This is a genomic window from Rathayibacter sp. AY2B9 (assembly GCF_002931595.1).
In the GTDB taxonomy this organism is placed as follows: domain Bacteria; phylum Actinomycetota; class Actinomycetes; order Actinomycetales; family Microbacteriaceae; genus Rathayibacter.
Genome location: NZ_PSUB01000012.1, coordinates 64,875 through 83,938 on the forward strand (window position 1 = coordinate 64,875; position 19,064 = coordinate 83,938).

Genomic DNA, 19,064 nt, shown 5'->3' on the forward strand with positions numbered 1-19,064 from the left:
CCGGGGACTCCCGGGTCTCCTCCGCGCGCTCAACTGGTCAGGAGCGGACCCGCCTGCAGCCGCGCTGTGCGAGCAACGGGCGCCACCCGAGTCTCACCGTGCTGGTCGAATGGCGGGCCCCGCCCGCGTGAACCGTCCGCCGGACGCGAGCTCCCCGCCGATCACGCCCGCTCACCCTGCTGGTCCGATGACGGGCTCCGTCCGTGTCCCGCCCCGCGGATCCGACGATGGGCTCCTCCCACGCATCGAGAGTCCGCGCTGAACTCCGACGCCGAGCGTCCGCCGGCGCCGTCCCTGGCATTCCTCGAGCATCGAGCATCGCCCGCGTCCCGAGACCTCGAGCCGGAGAGGTCCGGCGGACCCGCCGGCCCTAGGTCGCGGCGGGGACCTGCTCGCCGATGCGTCCGGTGCGGATGACGCGGTCGAGCAGCAGGTCGAAGTTGTGCGCCATCTCCTGGGCGCTCTCCCCGGGCCAGACGTGGACGGGCTTCGCCGCGCCCTGCGCCTGCTGGAGGGAGGTGCGCTCCGGGAGCTGCGGGCTGAGGACGAGCGGCCCGAACATGTCGCGCAGCTCCTTGATCCGGAACTGGTGCTCCAGCGACTGGACGCGGGCGCGGTTGACGATGATGCCCAGCGGCTGGAGGCGGGGGCTGAGTCCGCGGCGGATCTCCTCGATCGCCCGGAGCGCCCGGTCGGCGGCGGCCACCGAGAACAGGCCCGGCTCCGTGACGACGGCGACGCGGTCGCTCGCGGCCCAGGCCGTGCGGGTCAGGGCGTTGAGCGAGGGGGCGCAGTCGATCAGCACGAGGTCGTAGTCGGCCTCGACGCTAGCGAGGGCCTCCTCGAGCTTCCAGATGTCGCGGATGCTGGGGTGCGGCCCGTCGAAGTTGATCGCGGAGGGGCTGCCGATCAGCACGTCGATCGTGCCGTGGTGCTCCTTGGTCCAGCCGGAGGGGGCGATCGCCGAGCGGACGATCTTCTCCTTCGGCGACGTCAGGACGTCGGCGATGTTGAGGTGGCCGGCGACGTTGATGTCCATTCCGGTCGACACGTCGGACTGGGGATCGAGGTCGACGACCAGCGTTCGCAGGCCCTTCGAGAACGCCGCGGATGCAAGGCCGAGCGTCACCGTGGTCTTGCCGACGCCGCCCTTGAGGGAGCTCACGCTGAGTACATGCATGGCTGACTACTTTACGTTCCTCCGGGCGGCAGAACCTAACCGTTCGCTGCACGCGCCGTCCGCGCCGTCTCCGGAAGCGGGCCGCACTAGCAGTCGGAGCGCGCTCCGACCAAGCCGCCCGGCGCGATCCGGGCCCGCCGGTACACTCGTCCTGAGCGGAAGGAGGCTCGTTCGCATGGATGAGCGCAACGACGAACAGCCCGACACCGGCACCGGTCCCACGCCGCGGACCGCCATGGACGCGGCTCGGGAATCGGGTCAGTACTCCCCGCGAGCGAGCGACACCGCTCCGACCCTCCTGCCCGACGGCGTGCGGATCACCCCGCCCGGCCCGCGGCGCCGCTCCACCGCCCCCGCTCCGGTCGAGGACGAGGACGCGATCGACGTCGGCCGCCTCGGCCTGCCGCCCTCGCGCTCGCACGCTCTCGTGCCCCCGGAGCCGAGTCCTGCTCCGACCCCCTCACCGGCTCCCGCTCACCCGTCAGGCGCGAACGGACCGGTCTCGGCGGGGATCCCCGCCCGAGCGGAGTCCGCCGAGAAGCCCGCGGCGTTCGAGTCCGCGGGGGAGCCCGCCGTCGTCCCCACGCGCCGCGACCGCCTCCGCGCCGAGTCCTCGAGCGTCGCTCCCGCCCCGTCCGCGCCGAGCGCCGCCGTCCCCGAGTCGGCGTCGATGCTCACCCCGGACAGGCTCCTGGAGGTCAACCGCAAGACCCGTCCCGCTCCCACGGGCGGCTGGCACCGCTTCCTCTACGGCCTGACCTTCCACACGGTCAACCTCGGCGACTCCGCGAAGGTGAAGGCGTGGAAGGCGATGGACGAGCGGATCGGTCGGCAGTTCGAGGGCGGCACCCGCTTCGTCCCGGTCATGACCCGCAAGGGCGGCGTCGGCAAGACCACGGTCACGACGCTCCTGGGCATGGCCCTCGCCGACGCGCGCGAGGACCGCATCATCGCGGTCGACGCGAACCCCGACCGCGGCACCCTGGCCGAGCGCGTCCCCAAGCAGACGCGGGCGACCGTCCGCGACGTCGTGAACCGCGCGGCCGGCGTGACCGGGTTCACCGAGTTCTCGACGATGGTCTCCCGCGACGAGACCCGCCTCGACGTCCTCGCCTCCGACACCGACCCGCAGCTCTCCGAGGCCTTCGACGAGGACGACTACAACGTGGTCGCCGACCTGGTCGAGCGCTTCTACTCGATCATGCTCACCGACTGCGGCACGGGCATCGTGCACTCGGTGATGCGGCCCACGCTGCAGCGCGCCGACACGGTGGTGATCGTCTCGGGCGGCAGCGTCGACGAGGCCCGCCTGGCCTCCGAGACCCTCACCTGGCTGGACGCGAACGGCTACGGCGCCCTGGTGCGCAACGCGGTCGTCGCGCTCAACACGGCGACGCAGGGCACGAGCCTGGTGAAGCTGGAGGAGATCGAGTCGCACTTCCGCTCCCGCGTCCGCGACATCGTCCGCATCCCCTACGACCCGGTGCTCGCCGCCGGCTCCGTGGTGAAGTGGGAGCAGCTGCGCGAGGGCACGAAGGACGCCGCACGCCTGCTCGCCGCGCTCGTGGTCGAGGGCATGCCGGTCCGACGTGTCTGAGCCCCGGGGCTCCGGGGCGGCGTCCGCCGCGCACCAGGACCGCACCGACGGGCCCGACGCGTCCACCGACGCCTTCGACCTGATCGTCGTCGGGGCCGGCTCCGGCAACTCGATCGTCGGTCCGGAGTTCGACGGCCTGCGGGTCGCGATCCTCGACGACGGGGAGTGGTTCGGCGGCACCTGCCTCAACGCCGGCTGCATCCCGACCAAGATGTTCGTCCACGTCGCCGACGTGGTCACCGACGTCGACCAGGGCGGCCCGATCGGCGTCCACTCCCGCCTCCGCCGCCCCGAGTGGGCCGAGGTGCGCGACCGTGTGTTCGGCCGGATCGACGCGATCAGCGAGGGCGGTTTCGAGTACCGCGATCAGCGCTCCCCGAACGTGACCGTCCTCCGCGAGAGCTTCGGCTTCGAGTCGCTCGGAGACGGCGACCGCCCGCACGTCCTCGTCAGCGCCAGCGGTGCCCGCATCAGTGCTCCGCAGGTGGTCGTGGCCGCCGGCTCGCGGCCAAGGCCGCTCCTCGCCGCGTACGAGCCGGACCCCCGCATCCAGGACTCCTCCTCGGTCATGCGGCTCGACGAGCTCCCCGAGCGGATGCTGATCCTCGGCGGCGGCGCCGTGGCCGTCGAGTTCGCCCACGTCTTCTCCTCCTTCGGCACGGCCGTGACCGTCGCCGTCCGCGGCGACCGCCTCCTCCGCGCCCTCGACGAGGACGTCTCGCGCCGGTTCACCGGGATCGCCGCCGAGCGGTACACGGTGCTCACCGGAGTGAGCGCCGAGAGCGTCGACGCCCGCCCTGACGGGCTTCGCGTCGCCCTCAGCGACGGCACGACGGTCGAGACCGACCTGCTCCTCGTCGCCCTCGGCCGCGACCCCAACAGCGACACGGTCGCCGCCGCCTCCGTCGGGATCGATCTGCACGAGGACGGCCGGATCAGCGTCGACCCCGAGCAGCGCGTCCTCTCCGGCGGACGCCCCGTGCCCGGCCTCTTCGCCCTCGGCGACGTGTCGTCCCGCTGGCAGCTCAAGCACGTCGCCAACCACGAGGCGCGCCTCGTGGCGCACAACCTCCTGCACCCGGGCGAGATGCTCTCCGACACCCTCTCGCCGGTGCCCGGCGCGATCTTCGCCCACCCGCAGATCGCCCACTTCGGGCTCACCGCGGCCGAAGCGCGGGACCAGGGCCTGGACGTCGTCACCGTCACCCAGGAGTACGGCTCCACCGCCTTCGGCTGGGCGCTCGAGGACGACTCCAGCGCCTGCCTCCTGGTCGTCGGACTCGACGGCACCCTCCTCGGTGCGCACATCATCGGGCCGCAGGCCAGTATCCTCATTCAGCCGCTCGTCCAGGCCGCCAGCGCCGGCACCGGCATCCGCGGACTCGCCCGCAGCCAGTACTGGCCGCACCCCGCAGCGAGCGAAGTCGTCGAGAACGCCCTCCTGAGCGCGGAGGAGGCCCTGAGGGAGCGCACCACATGACCGAACGCCAGATCCGCATCTTCGGGGACCCGGTGCTGAAGACCCCGTCCACGACCATCGAGACGGTCGACGCCGGCGTCCGCGGCCTCGTCGAGGACCTCGTCGACAGCGTCCGCCCGCCCGGACGCGCCGGCGTCGCAGCCCCCCAGATCGGCGTCAACCTCCGCGCCTTCAGCTACAACGTCGACGGCGTCATCGGCTACATCCTCAACCCCGAGATCATCGAGCTCAGCGGAGACCCGCAACCGGTCGACGAGGGCTGCCTCTCCGTCCCGAACCTCTGGTACCCCGCGATCCGCTACCCGCACGCGAAGGTCCGCGGTACCGACCTCGACGGCAACGAGATCGTCCTCGAAGGCGACGGCCTCATGGCCCAGGCCCTCCAGCACGAATGCGACCACCTCGACGGACGCCTCTACCTCGACCGCCTCTCCAAGGACGACCGCCGCGCCGCCATGAAGGCCGTCCGGGAATCCGACTGGTTCTGAGTTGGATTCCGAGCCGGTCCTTGCCCGGCTCGGCGCGGTCGGCTTTTCGGGGTGGGCGCGTTCTGTGGAGCGTCGTGCGTTCCGCCGACGGGAAAGCGCTGGGACGCGCTTTCCCGGATACGGCTGTGTCGAGGGGGAGCCGGTCCCTGCCCGGCTCGGCGCGGTCGGCTTTTCGGGGTGGGCGCGTTCTGTGGAGCGTCGTGCGTTCCGCCGACGGTGAAGCGCTGGGACGCGCTTTTCCGGATACGGCTGTGTTGGTGGGGAGCCGGTCCTTGCCCGGCTCCACGCAGTCGGCCGCTCGAGGTGGGCGCGTTCCATGGAGCGTCGTGCGTTCCGCCGACGGTGAAGCGCTGGCACGCGCTTCACCGGATACGGCTGTGTTTTGGGGAGCCGGTCCTTGCCCGGCTCGGCGCGGTCGGCTTTTCGAGGTGGGCGCGTTCCATGGAGCGTCGTGCGTTCCGCCGACGGGAAAGCGCTGGGACGCGCTTTCCCGGATACGGCTGTGTTGAGGGGATCTGGTCCCTGCCCGGCCCGGCGCGGTCGGCACCGCGACAGGGGCGCGTCGAGGAGAGCGTCGGGCGTTCCGCCGACGGGATAGAGCTGGGCGCGCTGTCCCGGAGGCGGCTGCGATCGGGACGGCCTGCTGGTGACGCGGGGAGAGCGCGGGGTCAGCGGAGGGAGATGCCCTCGGTGGCGGGGGCGGCGGAGTAGACGGCGGCGATGGTGTCGGCGAAGTCGGCGAGGATGACGTTCCGCTTGATGCTCATCTTCGGAGTCAGGTGACCGCTCGCCTCCGTGAACTCGGTCGGGAGGATCACGAACTTCCGGATCGACTCGGCGCGGGACACGCGCTCGTTCGCCGCATCGACGGCCCGCTGCACCTCGGCCAGAACGACCGGGTTCACGGCCGCGTCCTCGAGTGAGAGGCCCTTGTCCTGCCCGTTGTTGGCGAGCCACGTCGGCAGCATCTCGGAGTCGAGCGTGACCAGAGCGGCGATGAACGGGCGCTGATCGCCGACGACGACGACCTGGCCGACCAGCGGGTTCGCGCGGATCGGATCCTCCAGCGCCGCCGGAGCGACGTTCTTGCCGCCGGCGGTGACGATGATCTCCTTCTTCCGCCCGGTGACGCGCAGGTACCCGTCCTCGTCCAGAGTTCCGAGGTCGCCCGTGCGGAACCACTCGCCGTCGAACGACTCGGCCGTCGCCGCCTCGTTGTTCCAGTAGCCGCCGAAGACGTCGATGCCGCGCACCTGGATCTCGCCGTCGCCCGCGATCCGGATCGAGACCCCGGGCATCGCCGGGCCCACCGAGCCGATCTTGAACCGCTCGGTGCGGTTGACGGTGGCGGGCGCCGTCGTCTCCGTGAGGCCGTAGCCCTCGAGGATCTTGATGCCGAGGCTGTGGAAGAAGTGCCCGAGCCGGTCTCCCAGCGGCGCCGAGCCGGACACGGCGAAGCGGACGTTCCCGCCCATGGCGGTGCGCAGCTTCGAGTAGACGAGCCGGTCGAAGAGGAGGAACTGCAGCTTCAGAGCGAGCGGCACCGAGCCCGCCTCGAGCGCCATCGAGTGGGCGACGGCGACGTCGGCCGCGCGGCGGAAGATCTTCCCCTTTCCCCCGGCTTCGGCCTTCTGCTCGGCGGAGTTGTAGACCTTCTCGAACACGCGCGGCACGGCCAGGAGGAACGTCGGCTTGAAGGACGCGAGCGAGGGGAGCAGCTGCCTGGTGTCGGCCTGGTGCCCCACCTTCACCCCGCCGTGCACGCAGAGGATCGCGATGAAGCGGGCGAACACGTGCGCCGTGGTGATGAACAGCAGCGTCGACGCGCCGGGCTGGTGGATCAGCTCCGTCAGGGCGACCGCCGAGTTGCGGCTGAGCTCGACGAAGTTCGAGTGCCGGATGATGCAGCCCTTGGGGCGGCCGGTGGAGCCCGAGGTGTAGATGATCGTCGCGATGTCGGTGCCGGTCGCCAGCGAGCGGCGGCGCTCGATCTCGGCGTCCGGCACGTCGACGCCGCGCGCGACGAGCTTGTCCAGATCGCCCAGCCCGATCTGCCAGGCGAGTCGGACCTCGGGAAGGTCGGCGCGGATCTCGTCGAAGCGGGCGAAGTGCTCGGGAGTCTCGACGATCACGGCGTGCGCGCCGGAGTCGGCGAGGTTCCACTGCACCTGCGCGGGGGAGGAGGTCTCGTACACCGGGACGAGGACCCCGCCGGCGAACCAGACGGCGAAGTCGATCAGCGTCCACTCGTAGCGCGTCTTGCAGATCAGCCCGACCTTCTCGCCCGGCTCGAGGCCGACGGCGACGAAGCCCTTCGCGAGGGCCGTGACCTGGTCGAGGAACTCCTGCGCCGTCACATCGCGCCAGCCGTCGCCGTCGGGCAACCCGAAGAGCGGGCGATCGGGCGTCTCGCGGACGCGGTCCAGCAGGAGGGCGGTCGTATTGGCCTGGGGATCGGCCGGAACCACCAGGGGGGAATCGAACTGGTCCACGGCAACTCCTTCGGTACCTGAATGAACGTCGTCTCCACCCTACCGGCGCGGCGCAAGCTGTGGATCCGTTCAGGGTAACGATCCAGCGGTGGCTCCGCGAGGAGGGCCGACACGCGTCGCCGGGTCTCGCCGCTGAGCCGCATCGGAGCGCTCGCGGTCACTACACTCGTCCTGGCCGCCGCTCAGGGCGGCCCGCCGACGCTGCCGCGCCGGTGGCGACGGGAAGGCGGTTCGCGTGCACGCGATCGGGATCGACATCGGCGGCACGAAGATCGCCGGAGCCCTGGTCGACGAGTTCGGGGGGATCCTCCGCGAGGACCGTCGGCCCACGCCCGCCGGGCACCCCGAGCTGATCGTCGACGTCGTGGTCGAGATGGTCGAGCATCTGCGCTCCGGTCTGATCCCGGGAGACGTCTCCGCGGTCGGAGTCGCCGCCGCCGGCTTCATCGACGCCTCGCAGTCGATCGTCTACTACGCCCCGAACATCAACTGGCGCAACGAGCCCTTCCGCGAGAAGCTCTCGGCCCGCATCGACCTGCCGATCATCATCGAGAACGATGCGAACGCCGCCGGCTGGGCCGAGTTCCGCTACGGCTCGGGCCGCCTCGTCAGCGACATGCTGATGCTCACCATCGGCACCGGAGTGGGTGGCGCGATCGTCATCAACGACCGGCTCCTCCGTGGCGGCTTCGGCGCCGCGGCCGAGATCGGGCACATGCGCGTCGTCCCCGGAGGCCTGCCCTGCGGCTGCGGCGCCCGCGGCTGCATCGAGCAGTACGGCTCGGGCCGCGCGCTCCAGCGCTTCGCCGGCGAGCTGGCCGACGCGGGCGGGATCGGCCAGGGCATCGCCGACGCCCGCGCCCGCAACGGCGGCGAGCTGAACGGCCACCTCATCTCCGAGCTGATCACCGCCGGCGACCTCGGCGCCCTCGCGGCGCTGCGACAGCTCGGCCACTGGCTGGGCGAGGCGGCGGCCAGCCTGAGCGCCGTCCTCGACCCGCAGATGTTCGTCATCGGCGGCGGAGTGGCGCAGGCGGGCGACCTCCTGCTGGACCCCATCCGCCAGGCCTACCTCGACAACCTCCCCGCCCGGGGCTACCACCCCGAGCCCGAGTTCCGCATCGCGGAGCTCGTCAACGACGCCGGAGTCGTGGGGGCCGCCGACCTGGCGCGCCTGCACGCGAGCTCCCTCTAGCGGCACCCGCCGCACCCGATCCGCCGCACCGCCGAGGAGCCCGATGTTCTACTGGTTCATGAAGCACATCGTCGCGGGCCCGCTCCTGAAGACGATCTTCCGGCCGTGGGTGGTCGGTGCCGACAAGGTGCCGCAGAACGGCGGCGTGATCCTCGCGAGCAACCACCTCTCCTTCATCGACTCCGTGATCCTCCCGCTGGTGATCGAGCGGAACATGGTCTTCCTCGCCAAGAGCGACTACTTCACCGGCAAGGGCCTCAAGGGCTGGGCGACGCGGACGTTCTTCACCGCCACGGGGATGCTGCCCATCGACCGCTCCGGCGGCAAGGCATCGGAGGCCTCGCTCAACACGGGGCTCCGCGTCCTCGCGGGCGGCCACGCCCTGGGCATCTATCCCGAGGGCACGCGCAGCCCCGACGGCCGCATGTACCGCGGCCGCACCGGAGTCGCCCGCATGGTCCTCGAGGCCCGCGTGCCCGTCATCCCGGTCGCCATGATCGACACCGCGCGCATCATGCCCATCGGCAAGCGCCTGCCGAAGCTGGGCCGCATCGGCATCGTCTTCGGGGAGCCGCTCGACTTCAGCCGCTTCGAGGGCATGGAGGGCGACCGGTTCATCCTCCGCTCGATCACCGACGAGATCATGTACGAGCTCCTCGCCCTGAGCGGCCAGGAGTACCTCGACGTCTACGCGACCTCGGTCAAGGAGAAGCGCGCGGCCCTCACCCGCTGAGCGCCCGCTCGATGCCGGGGCCCCCTCCCGGCCGAGCGCCCTGCCAGGCGATAAGCTCGTCAACCGCTGCCGTCCGTCCGGACGGCGGCCCTCCGCGCGCCGCTGGCGCCCGTCAGAACCGGGAACACCCTCGTGGTCATCGATCCGAACGAACCGTACGTCCTCGCCGCCCCCTCCGTGGTCGCCGGCCTGGACTATTGGCGCGAGCTCGAGATCAAGCAGCAGCCGCAGTGGCCCGATGCGGAGGCCGTGCGAGCGGCGTCCGCCGAGGTGGCCGCGCTCCCTCCGCTGGTGTTCGCCGGCGAGGTGGACCAGCTGCGCGAGCGTCTCGGAGCCGCGGCCCGCGGCGAGGCGTTCCTCCTGCAGGGCGGCGACTGCGCCGAGACCTTCGCCGGAGCGACCGCCGAGCAGATCCGGAACCGCGTCAAGACCGTGCTGCAGATGGCCGTCGTCCTGACCTACGGCGCGAGCATGCCCGTCATCAAGATGGGCCGGATGGCCGGCCAGTTCGCGAAGCCGCGCTCGAGCGACCTCGAGACCCGCGGCGACGTGACCCTGCCCGCCTACCGCGGCGACATCGTCAACGGCTACGACTTCACCCCGGAGTCCCGCGCCGCGGACCCGCGCCGCATCGTGCAGGGCTACCACACCGCCGCCTCGACGCTGAACCTCATCCGCGCCTTCACGCAGGGCGGATTCGCCGACCTGCGCCTCGTCCACTACTGGAACAAGGGCTTCACCGAGAACCCGCAGAACCAGCGCTACGAGCAGCTGGCCCGCGAGATCGACCGCGCGGTCAAGTTCATGGTGGCGTGCGGGGCCGACTTCGAGGGCATGAAGCGCACCGAGTTCTACACCGGCCACGAGGGCCTGCTGATGGACTACGAGCGCCCCATGACGCGCATCGACTCGCGGACCGGCACGCCGTACAACACCTCCAGCCACTTCATCTGGATCGGCGAGCGCACCCGCGAGCTCGACGGCGCGCACGTCGACTTCCTGTCGCGGGTGCGCAACCCGATCGGCGTGAAGCTCGGCCCGTCGACCACGCCCGAGACGATGCTCGAGCTGATCGACAAGCTCGACCCCGAGCGGGAGCCCGGTCGCCTCACCTTCATCACCCGCATGGGTGCCGGGAGGATCCGCGACGCCCTCCCGCCGCTGCTCGAGGCCGTCAAGCGGAGCGACGCCCTGCCGCTGTGGGTGACCGATCCGATGCACGGCAACGGCCTGACGACGCCGACCGGCTACAAGACCCGTCGCTTCGACGACGTGGTCGACGAGGTCAAGGGCTTCTTCGAGGCGCACCGCGCCGCGGGGACGCACCCCGGCGGCATCCACGTCGAGCTCACGGGCGACGACGTCACCGAGTGCCTCGGCGGCTCGGAGCACATCGACGAGGCGACGCTCGCCACCCGGTACGAGTCGGTCTGCGACCCGCGCCTCAACCACATGCAGTCCCTCGAGCTCGCGTTCCTCGTGGCGGAGGAGCTCCGGGGCCGCGCGATCTGATCCGGCCCCGACCGCCGGTCGAGTCCCCGTCGAGGGGCTCGACCGGCGGCGTCAGGTCGTGATGGTGATCGACAGCTGGATCGTCGTGCCGCGCTGCACGAGATCGCCGGCCTTGTTGGACTGGTTCGTGACCTTGGTCAGCTCGTTCGGCGCCGCGTCGATCAGCGGGCCGAGCGTCGTCAGGGAGTAGCTCCACGACAGGTCCGCCGCCTCGAGGGCCGCCTTCGCCTCGTCGCGGTTCATCCCCACGACGTTCGGCACGGCGACGGGCTCGGGCCCCTTCGACACGACGACCGAGACGGTGTCGCCGGTCACGGCGGGCGCCTCCGGGTTCGCCTGCGTGAGGACGACGCCCGCGGCCACGGTGTCGCTCCAGTCCTCGCCGCTGCGGTCGAGGGCGAGACCGGCCGCCTCCGCCTTCGCCGTCGCGTCGTCGATCGAGAGGCCGACGACGTTCGGGATCGGTCCGAGACTCACCACCATCGCGATGGTGCTGGTCTCGGACATCGTCTCGGGCAGCGCCGATCCGTCAGGCAGCGAGGCGGAGACGACCACACCCGCGTCGACGTCGGCGTCGAAGATCTTCGAGACGTCGCCGACGGTGAAGGAGCCGCCCGTCACCGCGGCGGCAGCGTCGGCCTCCGAGAGGCCGGCGAGCGACGGGACCGGCAGCTGGCGCGGCCCGCTCGAGACGGTCAGCGTGATGACGGAGCCCTTGTGCACCCCCTGCCCGCCGGGCGGATCGGAGCTCACCACCGTCCCCGCGGGCACGGTGAGGTCGGGCGTCTCCTGCGGCTGCACCTCGAAGCCCTGCGCCTGCAGCTGGGCCGTCGCGTCCTGCTGCGACTGGCTGACGACGTCCGGGATCGACACGATCGCGCCGGGTCCCTCGCCGAACCACCAGGCCGTCCCGCCGCCGATGAGCGCCAGGAGGAGCACGACCACCGTGAGCAGGACGCCGCGACGCCGTCGGACGCGGCGCCTGCTCGCGAGCCGGGCGACGGTGTCGTCGTCCTCGTCGACCACGAGCACCGCTCCGGGCGCCGGCGCCGGGTCGAAGACCGAGGTCTGCCCGGGCTCCGCCGGATCGAAGACGGCCGTCGCGGGCGCCGGATCGGCGACGGGCGCCGGGAGCGGGGTGACCGCCTGCGTGTCGCCGCGGCGGTCGCTCGGTGTGATGCCCATGAGCCGCTCGGCCTCGAGCAGCTGCGCGAGCATGACGCCGGCGTCGCGGGGCCGCATGTCCGGGTCGCGCTCGGTCGCCCAGAGGACGAGCTCGTCGAGCGAGGTGGGGACGGAGGCGACCGTCGCGCTGGGGTACGGGACGGAGTCGTTCGCGTGCTGGTACGCGATCTGCATCGGCTGCTCGCCCGTGAAGGGCTGCTCTCCGGTGAGCATCTCGTAGATCATGATCCCGATGGCGTAGATGTCGCTGCGGGTGTCGGCGGTGCCCCGCGTGACCAGCTCGGGGGAGAGGTAGGCGATCGTGCCGAGGAGGGCCTGGCCGGAGGCGGTGTTGGCGGAGGCGGCGCGCGCGAGGCCGAAGTCGCCGATCTTGATCCGGCCGTCGTCGGCGAGGAGCACGTTCTCGGGCTTGAGGTCGCGGTGGAGGATCCCGGCGCGGTGCGCGGCGGCGAGACCCGAGAGCACGGAGTGCATGATGTCGACGACCTGCTGGGCGGTCAGCCGGCCGCGCTCCTTGAGCAGGTCGCGCAGGGTGATCCCGGGGAGGTACTCCATCACCAGGTAGGCCATGTCCGAGTCCTGGCCCTGGTCGAAGACGCTGACCACGTTCGGGTGGGCGAGACGGGCGGCGGAGCGCGCCTCCTGGACGAAGCGGTTCTTGAACGTCGCGTCGTCGGAGAGGTGGCCGTGCATGACCTTCATCGCCACGCGGCGCTCGAGGCGCTGATCGTGCGCGAGGTAGACCGTCGCCATGCCGCCGCGGGCGATCCTCGAGCGCACCTCGTACCGGCCGTCGACGAGACGGCCGAGGAGAGGGTCGAGCTGGCTGGTGGTCACGCGACGAGTCTAGGCAAGACCCCCGGGGGAACCGGTGAGCGACGCCCGGGCGGCGCAGGACGGGCCCGACTCCTTCTCCGGACGCCCGCAGTTGGCGGCCCTCCGGGCTCGTGGCAGTCTTGACGCGTGACCGACTCGTCCGCTTCCCCCGCCACCTCGACCGATTCCGAGCTCGAGTGGCTGACCGTCCCCGACCTCGTGGAGCTGACCGGGCTCGGCGCCGGCCGGGTCCGCCGCCTCCTCGAGGAGCGCCACCTGCTCGGCACCCGCCGCGACGGCGTGCTGAAGGTCCCCGCCCTCTTCCTCCGCGACGGGGAGCCGATGAGCGAGATCCGCGGCACCGCGATCCTGCTCGCCGACTCCGGCTTCACCGACGACGAGGCGGTCGACTGGATGCTGACGGTCGAGGAGAGCCTGGGCACGAGCCCGATCGTCGCCCTCCGCGCCGGCCGCAAGGCCGAGGTCCGGCGGGTCGCCCAGGCCCTGGCCTGATCCCGCCGGTCCGCTCCTAGGAGGTGCGGACCGTGACCTGGGCGGCCAGCTCGCGCAGCTCCGCCACGCCCTCCGCGCGGAGCGGCGCGTCGGGGAGGACCGCGATCGCCGCGGCCACCTCCTGGTCGATGCGCTCCTCGAGCCGCTCGAGGGCGCCGCTGCCCGCGATGATCTCCTGCGCCCGCGCGATGGACGCCGCGTCGGCGTCGTTCCGGCCCACGACCGCGTCGAGCTCGGCCCGCTCGTCCGGCGAGCACGCGCTTCGGGCGAGGCCGAGCAGCACGGTGCGCTTGCCCTCCCGCAGATCGTCGCCGGCCGGCTTGCCCGTCACCGCCGGGTCGCCGAAGACCCCGAGGACGTCGTCGCGCAGCTGGAAGGCGATCCCGACCGGGAGCCCGAAGCGGCGCAGGGCGTCCAGCTGCGCGTCGTCGCCGCCGGCGAGGGAGCCGCCGATCACCAGCGGCGCCTCGATGCTGTACTTCGCGCTCTTGTAGACCACCACCCGCTCCGCCCGCTGCAGGTGCTCGTGCTCGGGGTGCTGCACCCATGCGCTCTCCTCGAGGATGTCGAGGTACTGGCCCAGCGTGACCTCGGTGCGCATCAGGTTGAACTCGGCGCGCGCGCGCTCGGCCGCGACTCGATCCCCGAGCGACCACTCCGCCGCGGCGAAGATCTCGTCCGACCAGACCAGGAGGAGGTCGCCGAGGAGGATCGCGGAGGAGCGGCCGAACTCGTCGCGGTCGCCGGTCCAGCCGCCGTCGGCGTGGAAGGAGGAGAAGCGCCGGTGGGCCGCGGGAGCGCCGCGGCGGGTGTCGGAGTTGTCGATCACGTCGTCGTGGACGAGGGCGGCGGCGTGGAACAGCTCCAGCCCGGCGCCCACCCTCGCGATCGGATCGGAGCCGCTCGGATGGGCCTCGCTCGAGGTGCTCGACACCGCGTTCCAGCCCGCCTCGCAGAAGCGCGCGCGGAACCGCTTGCCCCCGCTGAGAAAGTCCCGCGAAAGGTCGCCGAGGGCGGAGACGTCCTCTCCTATGGAGCGCAGAATTGGCGTGCGCCCGGTGAGGAATTCATCGATTCGGAGCTGGACGCGATCGACCAGTCGAGAGCTGTGGTTCACCCGACCAGCCTATGCACCGAAGGTGCCTGGTGCCTGCGTCGGGCTCGGTCTACACTGAAGCGCCGCCCGACCGGTCGAGCCCAGACGCCGCCTATTCCGGTGCCGATCCCCGAAAGGGTCGACGCCGCACCCTGAAGGGGTCACGATGCCGCTTTCGGAACACGAGCAACGGCTCCTCGATGAGATGGAGCGGAACCTCTACCAGAACGACGCCGATTTCGTGGCGGCGGTCGGCAAGGGGCGCGGCGGCACCAACTACCGGGCCCTCGTGCTCGGCATCCTGCTCGGCATCCTCGGTCTCGCCGTGCTCGTCGCGGGCGTGGTCGTGCGCCAGCCCCTCGTCGGCATCCTCGGGTTCGCCTTCATGCTCGGCGGCGTGATCGTGGCCATGCGCCCGGCCGCCGGCGGCTCCGCCGAGCCCGGCCTGCCCGACGTCGGCCGTCCGTCGAAGCCCCGCTCGGGCAACCGCCAGGGGTCCGGCTTCATGGACCGTCTGAACGACAGGTGGGACAACCGCGGAGACGGGCGCGGCTAGCCTCCCCTCCGCTCCACCACAGGGTCGATCCTCACGGATCGGCCCTTTTTTCGTGCCCGCGGCCTCCCTCCCGCGGCATTCCCCCTCCACTTCGCCCCACTGTCGCGATTCCGCGGAAACACGCGGATGACCGGGGCCTCTCCAGCGCGCCCCGCGCCGCGCCGGGGTTGTGAGTGGGGGGAAGTGGAGTACTGTGGAGGACACACCATCCTTGGCCGGAAGAAGTGGGGGGCAGTCCGTGTTCCTCGGCACCTATTCCCCCAAGCTCGACGAGAAGGGCCGCGTGATCCTCCCCGCCAAGTTCCGCGACGAGCTCTCCTCCGGAGTCGTCGTCACGCGCGGCCAGGAGCGGTGCCTGTACGTGTTCAGCCAGGCCGAGTTCGAGGTGATGCACGAGAAGATCCGGCAGGCGCCGGTGACCAGCAAGCAGGCGCGGGACTTCCTCCGGGTATTCCTCTCGGGCGCGAGCGCCGAGACGCCGGACAAGCAGAACCGCGTGACCCTCCCGGCTCCGCTGCGCGCCTATGCCGGCCTCGACCGCGACCTCACCGTCATCGGAGCGGGCAACCGCGCCGAGATCTGGGCGCAGGGCGCCTGGGAGACCTACCTGCAGGAGCAGGAGTCCGTGTTCTCCGACACCCAGGAGGAGGTGATCCCCGGCCTGTTCTAGGTCCTGTCGCGCGACTCCCAGCCACTCGGCGCCCGGACGCACCTTCCCCGGTGTCCGGACGCGAGGTGGATGGGGATCGGACGACAGGAACGGGAACGGCGGGACCGCCATGGCAGAGAACACTCCGAAGGACGCTCCGCGCCCGACCGAGGAGCGGCACCTCCCGGTGCTGCTCGAGCGCTGCGTCGAGCTCCTGGCTCCGGCGCTGGAGCGCGACGGGGCGGTCGTCGTCGACGCGACGCTCGGCATGGGCGGGCACTCGCTCGCGCTGCTCGAGCGCTTCCCCGGCCTGCACCTCGTGGGCCTGGACCGCGACCCCGAGGCGCTGCAGCTCGCGGGGGAGCGGCTCTCCGCCCACGCCTCCAGGATCGACCTCGTGCACGCCGTCTACGACGAGCTGCCCGACGTGCTCGACGAGCTGGGCATCGACACGATCGACGGTGCGCTCTTCGACCTCGGCGTCTCCTCGCTCCAGCTCGACGAGACCGAGCGCGGGTTCTCCTACTCCAAGGACGCGCCGCTGGACATGCGGATGGACTCGACCGCCCCGCTCACGGCGGCGAGCATCATCGCCGACTACGACGAGACCGCCCTGCGCCGCATCTTCCACGAGTACGGCGAGGAGCGCCTCGCCGCGCGCTACGCCAAGAAGATCGTGGAGGCCCGTCGCGAGGCTCCGCTGGAGCGCTCCGGCCGTCTCGTCGAGATCATCCAGGCGGCGACCCCGGTCGCGATCCAGCGGAACGGCCACCCCGCCAAGCGCGTCTTCCAGGCGCTGCGGATCGAGGTCAACCAGGAGCTGTCCGTCCTTGAGCGGGCGATCCCCGCCGCGCTGGGCCGGATCAACGAGGGCGGGCGGATCGTCGTCGAGGCGTACCAGTCGCTCGAGGACCGGATCGTCAAGCGCGCGCTCCAGGCCGCGTCCTCCTCCACCGCCCCGGCCGGCCTCCCGATGGAGCTGCCGGAGCACCGACCCGAGTTCCGACTCGTCATCCGCGGAGCCGAGCTCGCCTCCGACGACGAGAAGGCCCGCAACCCCCGAGCGACACCCGTGCGTCTGCGCGCGGCCGAGAGGATCAGGAGCACCGCATGAGCGCCACCGCCGTCATCGACCCCGCCGTCATCGACACCGCCCGCCGAGCACGCCCCGAGGAGGAGGCGCCCCGCCCCCGCATCGAGGCCGTCCCGGCCGGTCAGGCGCAGTCGCGCCCGAAGCTCGTCTACGGGATCGTCGCCGTCGCCGGCCTCTTCGCGATCATCGTCGTCCAGCTCCTGGTGAGCGTCGGCCTCTCGCAGGGGGCCTACCAGATCTCGGCGCTGCAGACCGAGCAGAAGTCGCTCACCCGCAGCAACGCGGAGAAGCAGGACGCCGTCGACACGCTGAGCTCGCCGCAGAACCTCGCCACCGCCGCTCAGGGCCTGGGCATGGTCGCCAACACCGCGCCGGTCTACCTCCGCCTCTCGGACGGCGCCGTGCTGGGCGACCCCTCCTCCGCCGCGTCGAGCGAAGTCACGGGCACCGCCTCCGCGCCGCTCGTGCCCAACGCCCTCGTCCCGGCTCTCCAGCCCGGCGCGAGCGCGTCCTCCCCGGCTGTCGACGGCGCGGCCGTACCGTTGCAGGGCGAGCTGCCCGCGCCCATCACGCACTGACGCACGGCGTCGCGGTCCGCCTCCGTGCGGGCACCCGCCCCGCGGGGCGCACGACGACCATCCGGACCCGACGAACGGCGGCCCGCCCGCCCGGAGCAAGAAGGACAACGCCGCAGTGAGACACCACCGCTCGAGCAGACGCCGCACGGCCGTCACGTTCGTCATCATCGTCGCCGTCGTCGGACTCTTCATCGGCAAGCTGGTGGACATCCAGATCGTGCGGGCGAACGAGCTCACCGATGCGGCCGCCCAGAACCAGTCGAACAGCGTCGTCACCTACGGCCAGCGCGGCCCCATCGTGGACCGCTCCGGGACGGTGCTCGCGGACACCACCACGCGCTACCGGCTGACGACCTCGCCGAAGAACGTGGCCGAGTTCCCGCGCGAGCTGGGCGAGGACCAGAAGGTCATGGTCAGCGTGCAGCAGGCCGCCTCCGAGATCGGCGCGATCACCGGGCAGTCGGTCGAGCAGATCACCGGAGCGGTGGACGCCGCGCTCGCGAAGGACGCCAAGGCCAACTACCTTATCCTCTCGGAGGGGCTCGACCTCGAGGCCTACCAGAAGCTCGTCGCGCTCGACATCCCGTGGACCTACTTCGAGACCCAGCAGGGACGCAGCTACCCCAACGGCGCGGTGGCCGGCAACCTCGTCGGCTACGTCGGGGCGGACGGAGCGGCCCAGGAGGGCATGGAGTATGCGGAGAACACCTGCCTCGCGGGGCAGAACGGGTCCGAGAGCTACGAGCGCAGCGCCGACTACGTCCGGATCCCGGGCAGCACCGTCTCGGAGACCCCGGCCGTCGACGGCGGGACGCTGAAGCTCACCATCGACTCCGACCTCCAGTACTACTCCCAGCAGGTCCTCTCGCAGCGCGTCGCCGAGGTCGGCGGCAGCTACGGGATCGTCGTGGTGCAGGAGGTCAAGACCGGCAAGCTGCTCGCCGTGGCCGAGACGCCGACCGTCGACCCCAACAACGTCGAGGCGAGCGCCTCCGCAGACCGCAGCTCGCGCGCCTTCCGCGCGCCGTTCGAGCCGGGCTCGACCTTCAAGCCGATGACGGCCGCGATGCTGATCGACCAGGGCCAGGCGGGCCCGACGACCCAGGTCGTCGTCCCGGACTCCTTCGAGAAGGACGGCGCCTCGTTCAGCGACGACTTCGCGCACACCCCGACGAACTACACGCTGACCGGCATCCTCAAGGACTCGTCGAACGTCGGCATCTCGATGCTCGGCTCCCGCCTGTCGGCCCAGACCCGCTACGACTACCTGCAGAAGTTCGGTCTCGGCACGCCCACCACGAGCGGCTTCCCCGGCGAGGAGGGCGGCCTGCTCGCCGACTACCAGGACTGGGACAACCAGACGAACTACACGACGATGTTCGGCCAGGGCGTCTCGGCGACCGCAGTGCAGGTCGCGAGCATCTACCAGACGCTCGGCAACGGCGGAGTGCGGCTCCCAGCGCAGCTGATCGACGGCTGCACCACGGCCGACGGCTCCGTCGTGGACGTCCCCGATGCGACGGGCACCCAGGTGGTGTCGAGCTCGGCCGCGAAGCAGGTCGTCGACATGCTGCAGACCCATTACAACGAGGGCTGGCTGGCGAACGACATCCACGTCGACGGCTACAACATCGCCACCAAGACCGGTACCGCGCAGCAGCCCGACGGGAAGGGCGGCTACTCGAAGAGCTACACCGTCTCGCTCGCCGGGCTCGCGCCGGCGGAGGACCCGGAGTACGTCGTGACGGTCACCATCGCCGATCCGGTTAAGATGAACACGTCCCAGGCGACGGCTCCCGTCTTCCAGCAGGTCATGACCCAGGTGCTCAAGACCAACCGGGTGGAGCCGTCCACGGTGCCGCCCGTCGAGTACCCGACGACGTGGTGAGCCCCGCCGGGAC

Annotated in this window: 16 protein-coding genes; 12 read left to right on the forward strand and 4 right to left on the reverse strand. The window is 71.5% G+C overall.

Going from position 1 to position 19,064, the window contains the following annotated elements:
* Positions 1–370: 370 nt before the first annotated feature.
* On the reverse strand, positions 371–1,180 hold the full coding sequence (locus tag C5C25_RS12100) for a ParA family protein (protein ID WP_104222576.1): 810 nt from the start codon (positions 1,178–1,180) through the stop codon (positions 371–373).
* 175 nt (positions 1,181–1,355) lie between these two features.
* On the opposite strand from C5C25_RS12100, the gene C5C25_RS12105 reads away from it, so the two are divergent.
* From C5C25_RS12105 to def, 3 genes are read left to right on the forward strand one after another with little or no spacing between them, the layout of a single operon-like run.
* Entirely contained in the window at positions 1,356–2,777 is a 1,422-nt protein-coding gene (locus tag C5C25_RS12105; RefSeq protein ID WP_258069405.1) for a MinD/ParA family protein, read from the forward strand.
* A complete protein-coding gene (locus tag C5C25_RS12110) occupies positions 2,770–4,257 on the forward strand; it encodes a mycothione reductase (protein WP_104250746.1) in 1,488 nt (495 codons plus the stop codon). The genes C5C25_RS12105 and C5C25_RS12110 overlap by 8 nt, the downstream gene beginning before the upstream one ends.
* On the forward strand, positions 4,254–4,745 hold the full coding sequence (gene def / locus C5C25_RS12115; protein ID WP_104250747.1) for a peptide deformylase: 492 nt from the start codon (positions 4,254–4,256) through the stop codon (positions 4,743–4,745). The genes C5C25_RS12110 and def overlap by 4 nt, the downstream gene beginning before the upstream one ends.
* A 668-nt stretch (positions 4,746–5,413) precedes the next feature.
* Here the strand turns inward: def and C5C25_RS12120 are convergent.
* Positions 5,414–7,237, reverse strand: a complete 1,824-nt coding sequence (locus C5C25_RS12120; RefSeq protein WP_104250748.1) for a long-chain fatty acid--CoA ligase — start codon at positions 7,235–7,237, stop codon at positions 5,414–5,416.
* 235 nt (positions 7,238–7,472) lie between these two features.
* Here C5C25_RS12120 and C5C25_RS12125 point away from each other — a divergent pair, with 235 nt between their 5' ends.
* The 3 genes from C5C25_RS12125 to C5C25_RS12135 all read left to right on the forward strand — a co-directional run bounded on the left by C5C25_RS12125 (position 7,473) and on the right by C5C25_RS12135 (position 10,677).
* Positions 7,473–8,432, forward strand: a complete 960-nt coding sequence (locus C5C25_RS12125) for an ROK family glucokinase (protein ID WP_104250749.1) — start codon at positions 7,473–7,475, stop codon at positions 8,430–8,432.
* Positions 8,433–8,475: 43 nt separating this feature from the next.
* Positions 8,476–9,165, forward strand: a complete 690-nt coding sequence (locus tag C5C25_RS12130; protein WP_104222581.1) for a 1-acyl-sn-glycerol-3-phosphate acyltransferase — start codon at positions 8,476–8,478, stop codon at positions 9,163–9,165.
* A gap of 177 nt (positions 9,166–9,342) precedes the next feature.
* Positions 9,343–10,677 carry a class II 3-deoxy-7-phosphoheptulonate synthase gene (locus C5C25_RS12135; RefSeq protein WP_104222617.1) on the forward strand — a complete coding sequence of 445 codons (1,335 nt, stop codon included), beginning with the start codon at positions 9,343–9,345 and terminating at the stop codon, positions 10,675–10,677.
* Positions 10,678–10,728: 51 nt separating this feature from the next.
* Here C5C25_RS12135 and pknB read toward each other — a convergent pair whose 3' ends face one another.
* Complete coding sequence (pknB, locus tag C5C25_RS12140) at positions 10,729–12,699, reverse strand: Stk1 family PASTA domain-containing Ser/Thr kinase (protein WP_104250750.1); 1,971 nt, start codon at positions 12,697–12,699, stop codon at positions 10,729–10,731.
* Positions 12,700–12,825: 126 nt separating this feature from the next.
* Here pknB and C5C25_RS12145 point away from each other — a divergent pair, with 126 nt between their 5' ends.
* On the forward strand, positions 12,826–13,191 hold the full coding sequence (locus tag C5C25_RS12145; protein WP_104222583.1) for an Rv2175c family DNA-binding protein: 366 nt from the start codon (positions 12,826–12,828) through the stop codon (positions 13,189–13,191).
* A 16-nt stretch (positions 13,192–13,207) separates the two neighbouring features.
* On the opposite strand, the gene C5C25_RS12150 is transcribed toward C5C25_RS12145, so the two are convergent.
* Positions 13,208–14,308 (reverse strand): polyprenyl synthetase family protein, encoded by a 1,101-nt coding sequence (locus C5C25_RS12150; protein WP_104250751.1) that lies wholly within the window; start codon positions 14,306–14,308, stop codon positions 13,208–13,210.
* A 145-nt stretch (positions 14,309–14,453) separates the two neighbouring features.
* Between C5C25_RS12150 and C5C25_RS12155 the strand changes: the two genes are divergently transcribed.
* The 5 genes from C5C25_RS12155 to C5C25_RS12175 all read left to right on the forward strand — a co-directional run bounded on the left by C5C25_RS12155 (position 14,454) and on the right by C5C25_RS12175 (position 19,051).
* Entirely contained in the window at positions 14,454–14,843 is a 390-nt protein-coding gene (locus tag C5C25_RS12155; protein ID WP_104222585.1) for a DUF3040 domain-containing protein, read from the forward strand.
* 238 nt (positions 14,844–15,081) lie between these two features.
* A complete protein-coding gene (mraZ, locus tag C5C25_RS12160) occupies positions 15,082–15,513 on the forward strand; it encodes a division/cell wall cluster transcriptional repressor MraZ (RefSeq protein WP_104222586.1) in 432 nt (143 codons plus the stop codon).
* A 109-nt stretch (positions 15,514–15,622) separates the two neighbouring features.
* A complete protein-coding gene (rsmH, locus tag C5C25_RS12165; RefSeq protein WP_104250752.1) occupies positions 15,623–16,606 on the forward strand; it encodes a 16S rRNA (cytosine(1402)-N(4))-methyltransferase RsmH in 984 nt (327 codons plus the stop codon).
* On the forward strand, positions 16,603–17,163 hold the full coding sequence (locus tag C5C25_RS12170) for a hypothetical protein (RefSeq protein ID WP_104250753.1): 561 nt from the start codon (positions 16,603–16,605) through the stop codon (positions 17,161–17,163). Before rsmH ends, C5C25_RS12170 begins: the two co-directional genes overlap by 4 nt.
* Before the next feature lie 115 nt (positions 17,164–17,278).
* Positions 17,279–19,051: a penicillin-binding protein 2 gene (locus C5C25_RS12175; protein WP_258069406.1), complete on the forward strand. Its 1,773-nt coding sequence runs from the start codon at positions 17,279–17,281 to the stop codon at positions 19,049–19,051.
* Positions 19,052–19,064: the final 13 nt, after the last annotated feature.

What these genes read in the sequence shown, in the direction of transcription:
- C5C25_RS12100 (WP_104222576.1), bottom strand. Translation starts at nt 1,180, where the DNA reads ATGCATGTACTCAGCGTGAGCTCCCTCAAGGGCGGCGTCGGCAAGACC.
- C5C25_RS12105 (WP_258069405.1), top strand. Translation starts at nt 1,356, where the DNA reads ATGGATGAGCGCAACGACGAACAGCCCGACACCGGCACCGGTCCCACG.
- def (WP_104250747.1), top strand. Translation starts at nt 4,254, where the DNA reads ATGACCGAACGCCAGATCCGCATCTTCGGGGACCCGGTGCTGAAGACC.
- C5C25_RS12130 (WP_104222581.1), top strand. Translation starts at nt 8,476, where the DNA reads ATGTTCTACTGGTTCATGAAGCACATCGTCGCGGGCCCGCTCCTGAAG.
- C5C25_RS12155 (WP_104222585.1), top strand. Translation starts at nt 14,454, where the DNA reads ATGCCGCTTTCGGAACACGAGCAACGGCTCCTCGATGAGATGGAGCGG.
- rsmH (WP_104250752.1), top strand. Translation starts at nt 15,623, where the DNA reads ATGGCAGAGAACACTCCGAAGGACGCTCCGCGCCCGACCGAGGAGCGG.
- C5C25_RS12170 (WP_104250753.1), top strand. Translation starts at nt 16,603, where the DNA reads ATGAGCGCCACCGCCGTCATCGACCCCGCCGTCATCGACACCGCCCGC.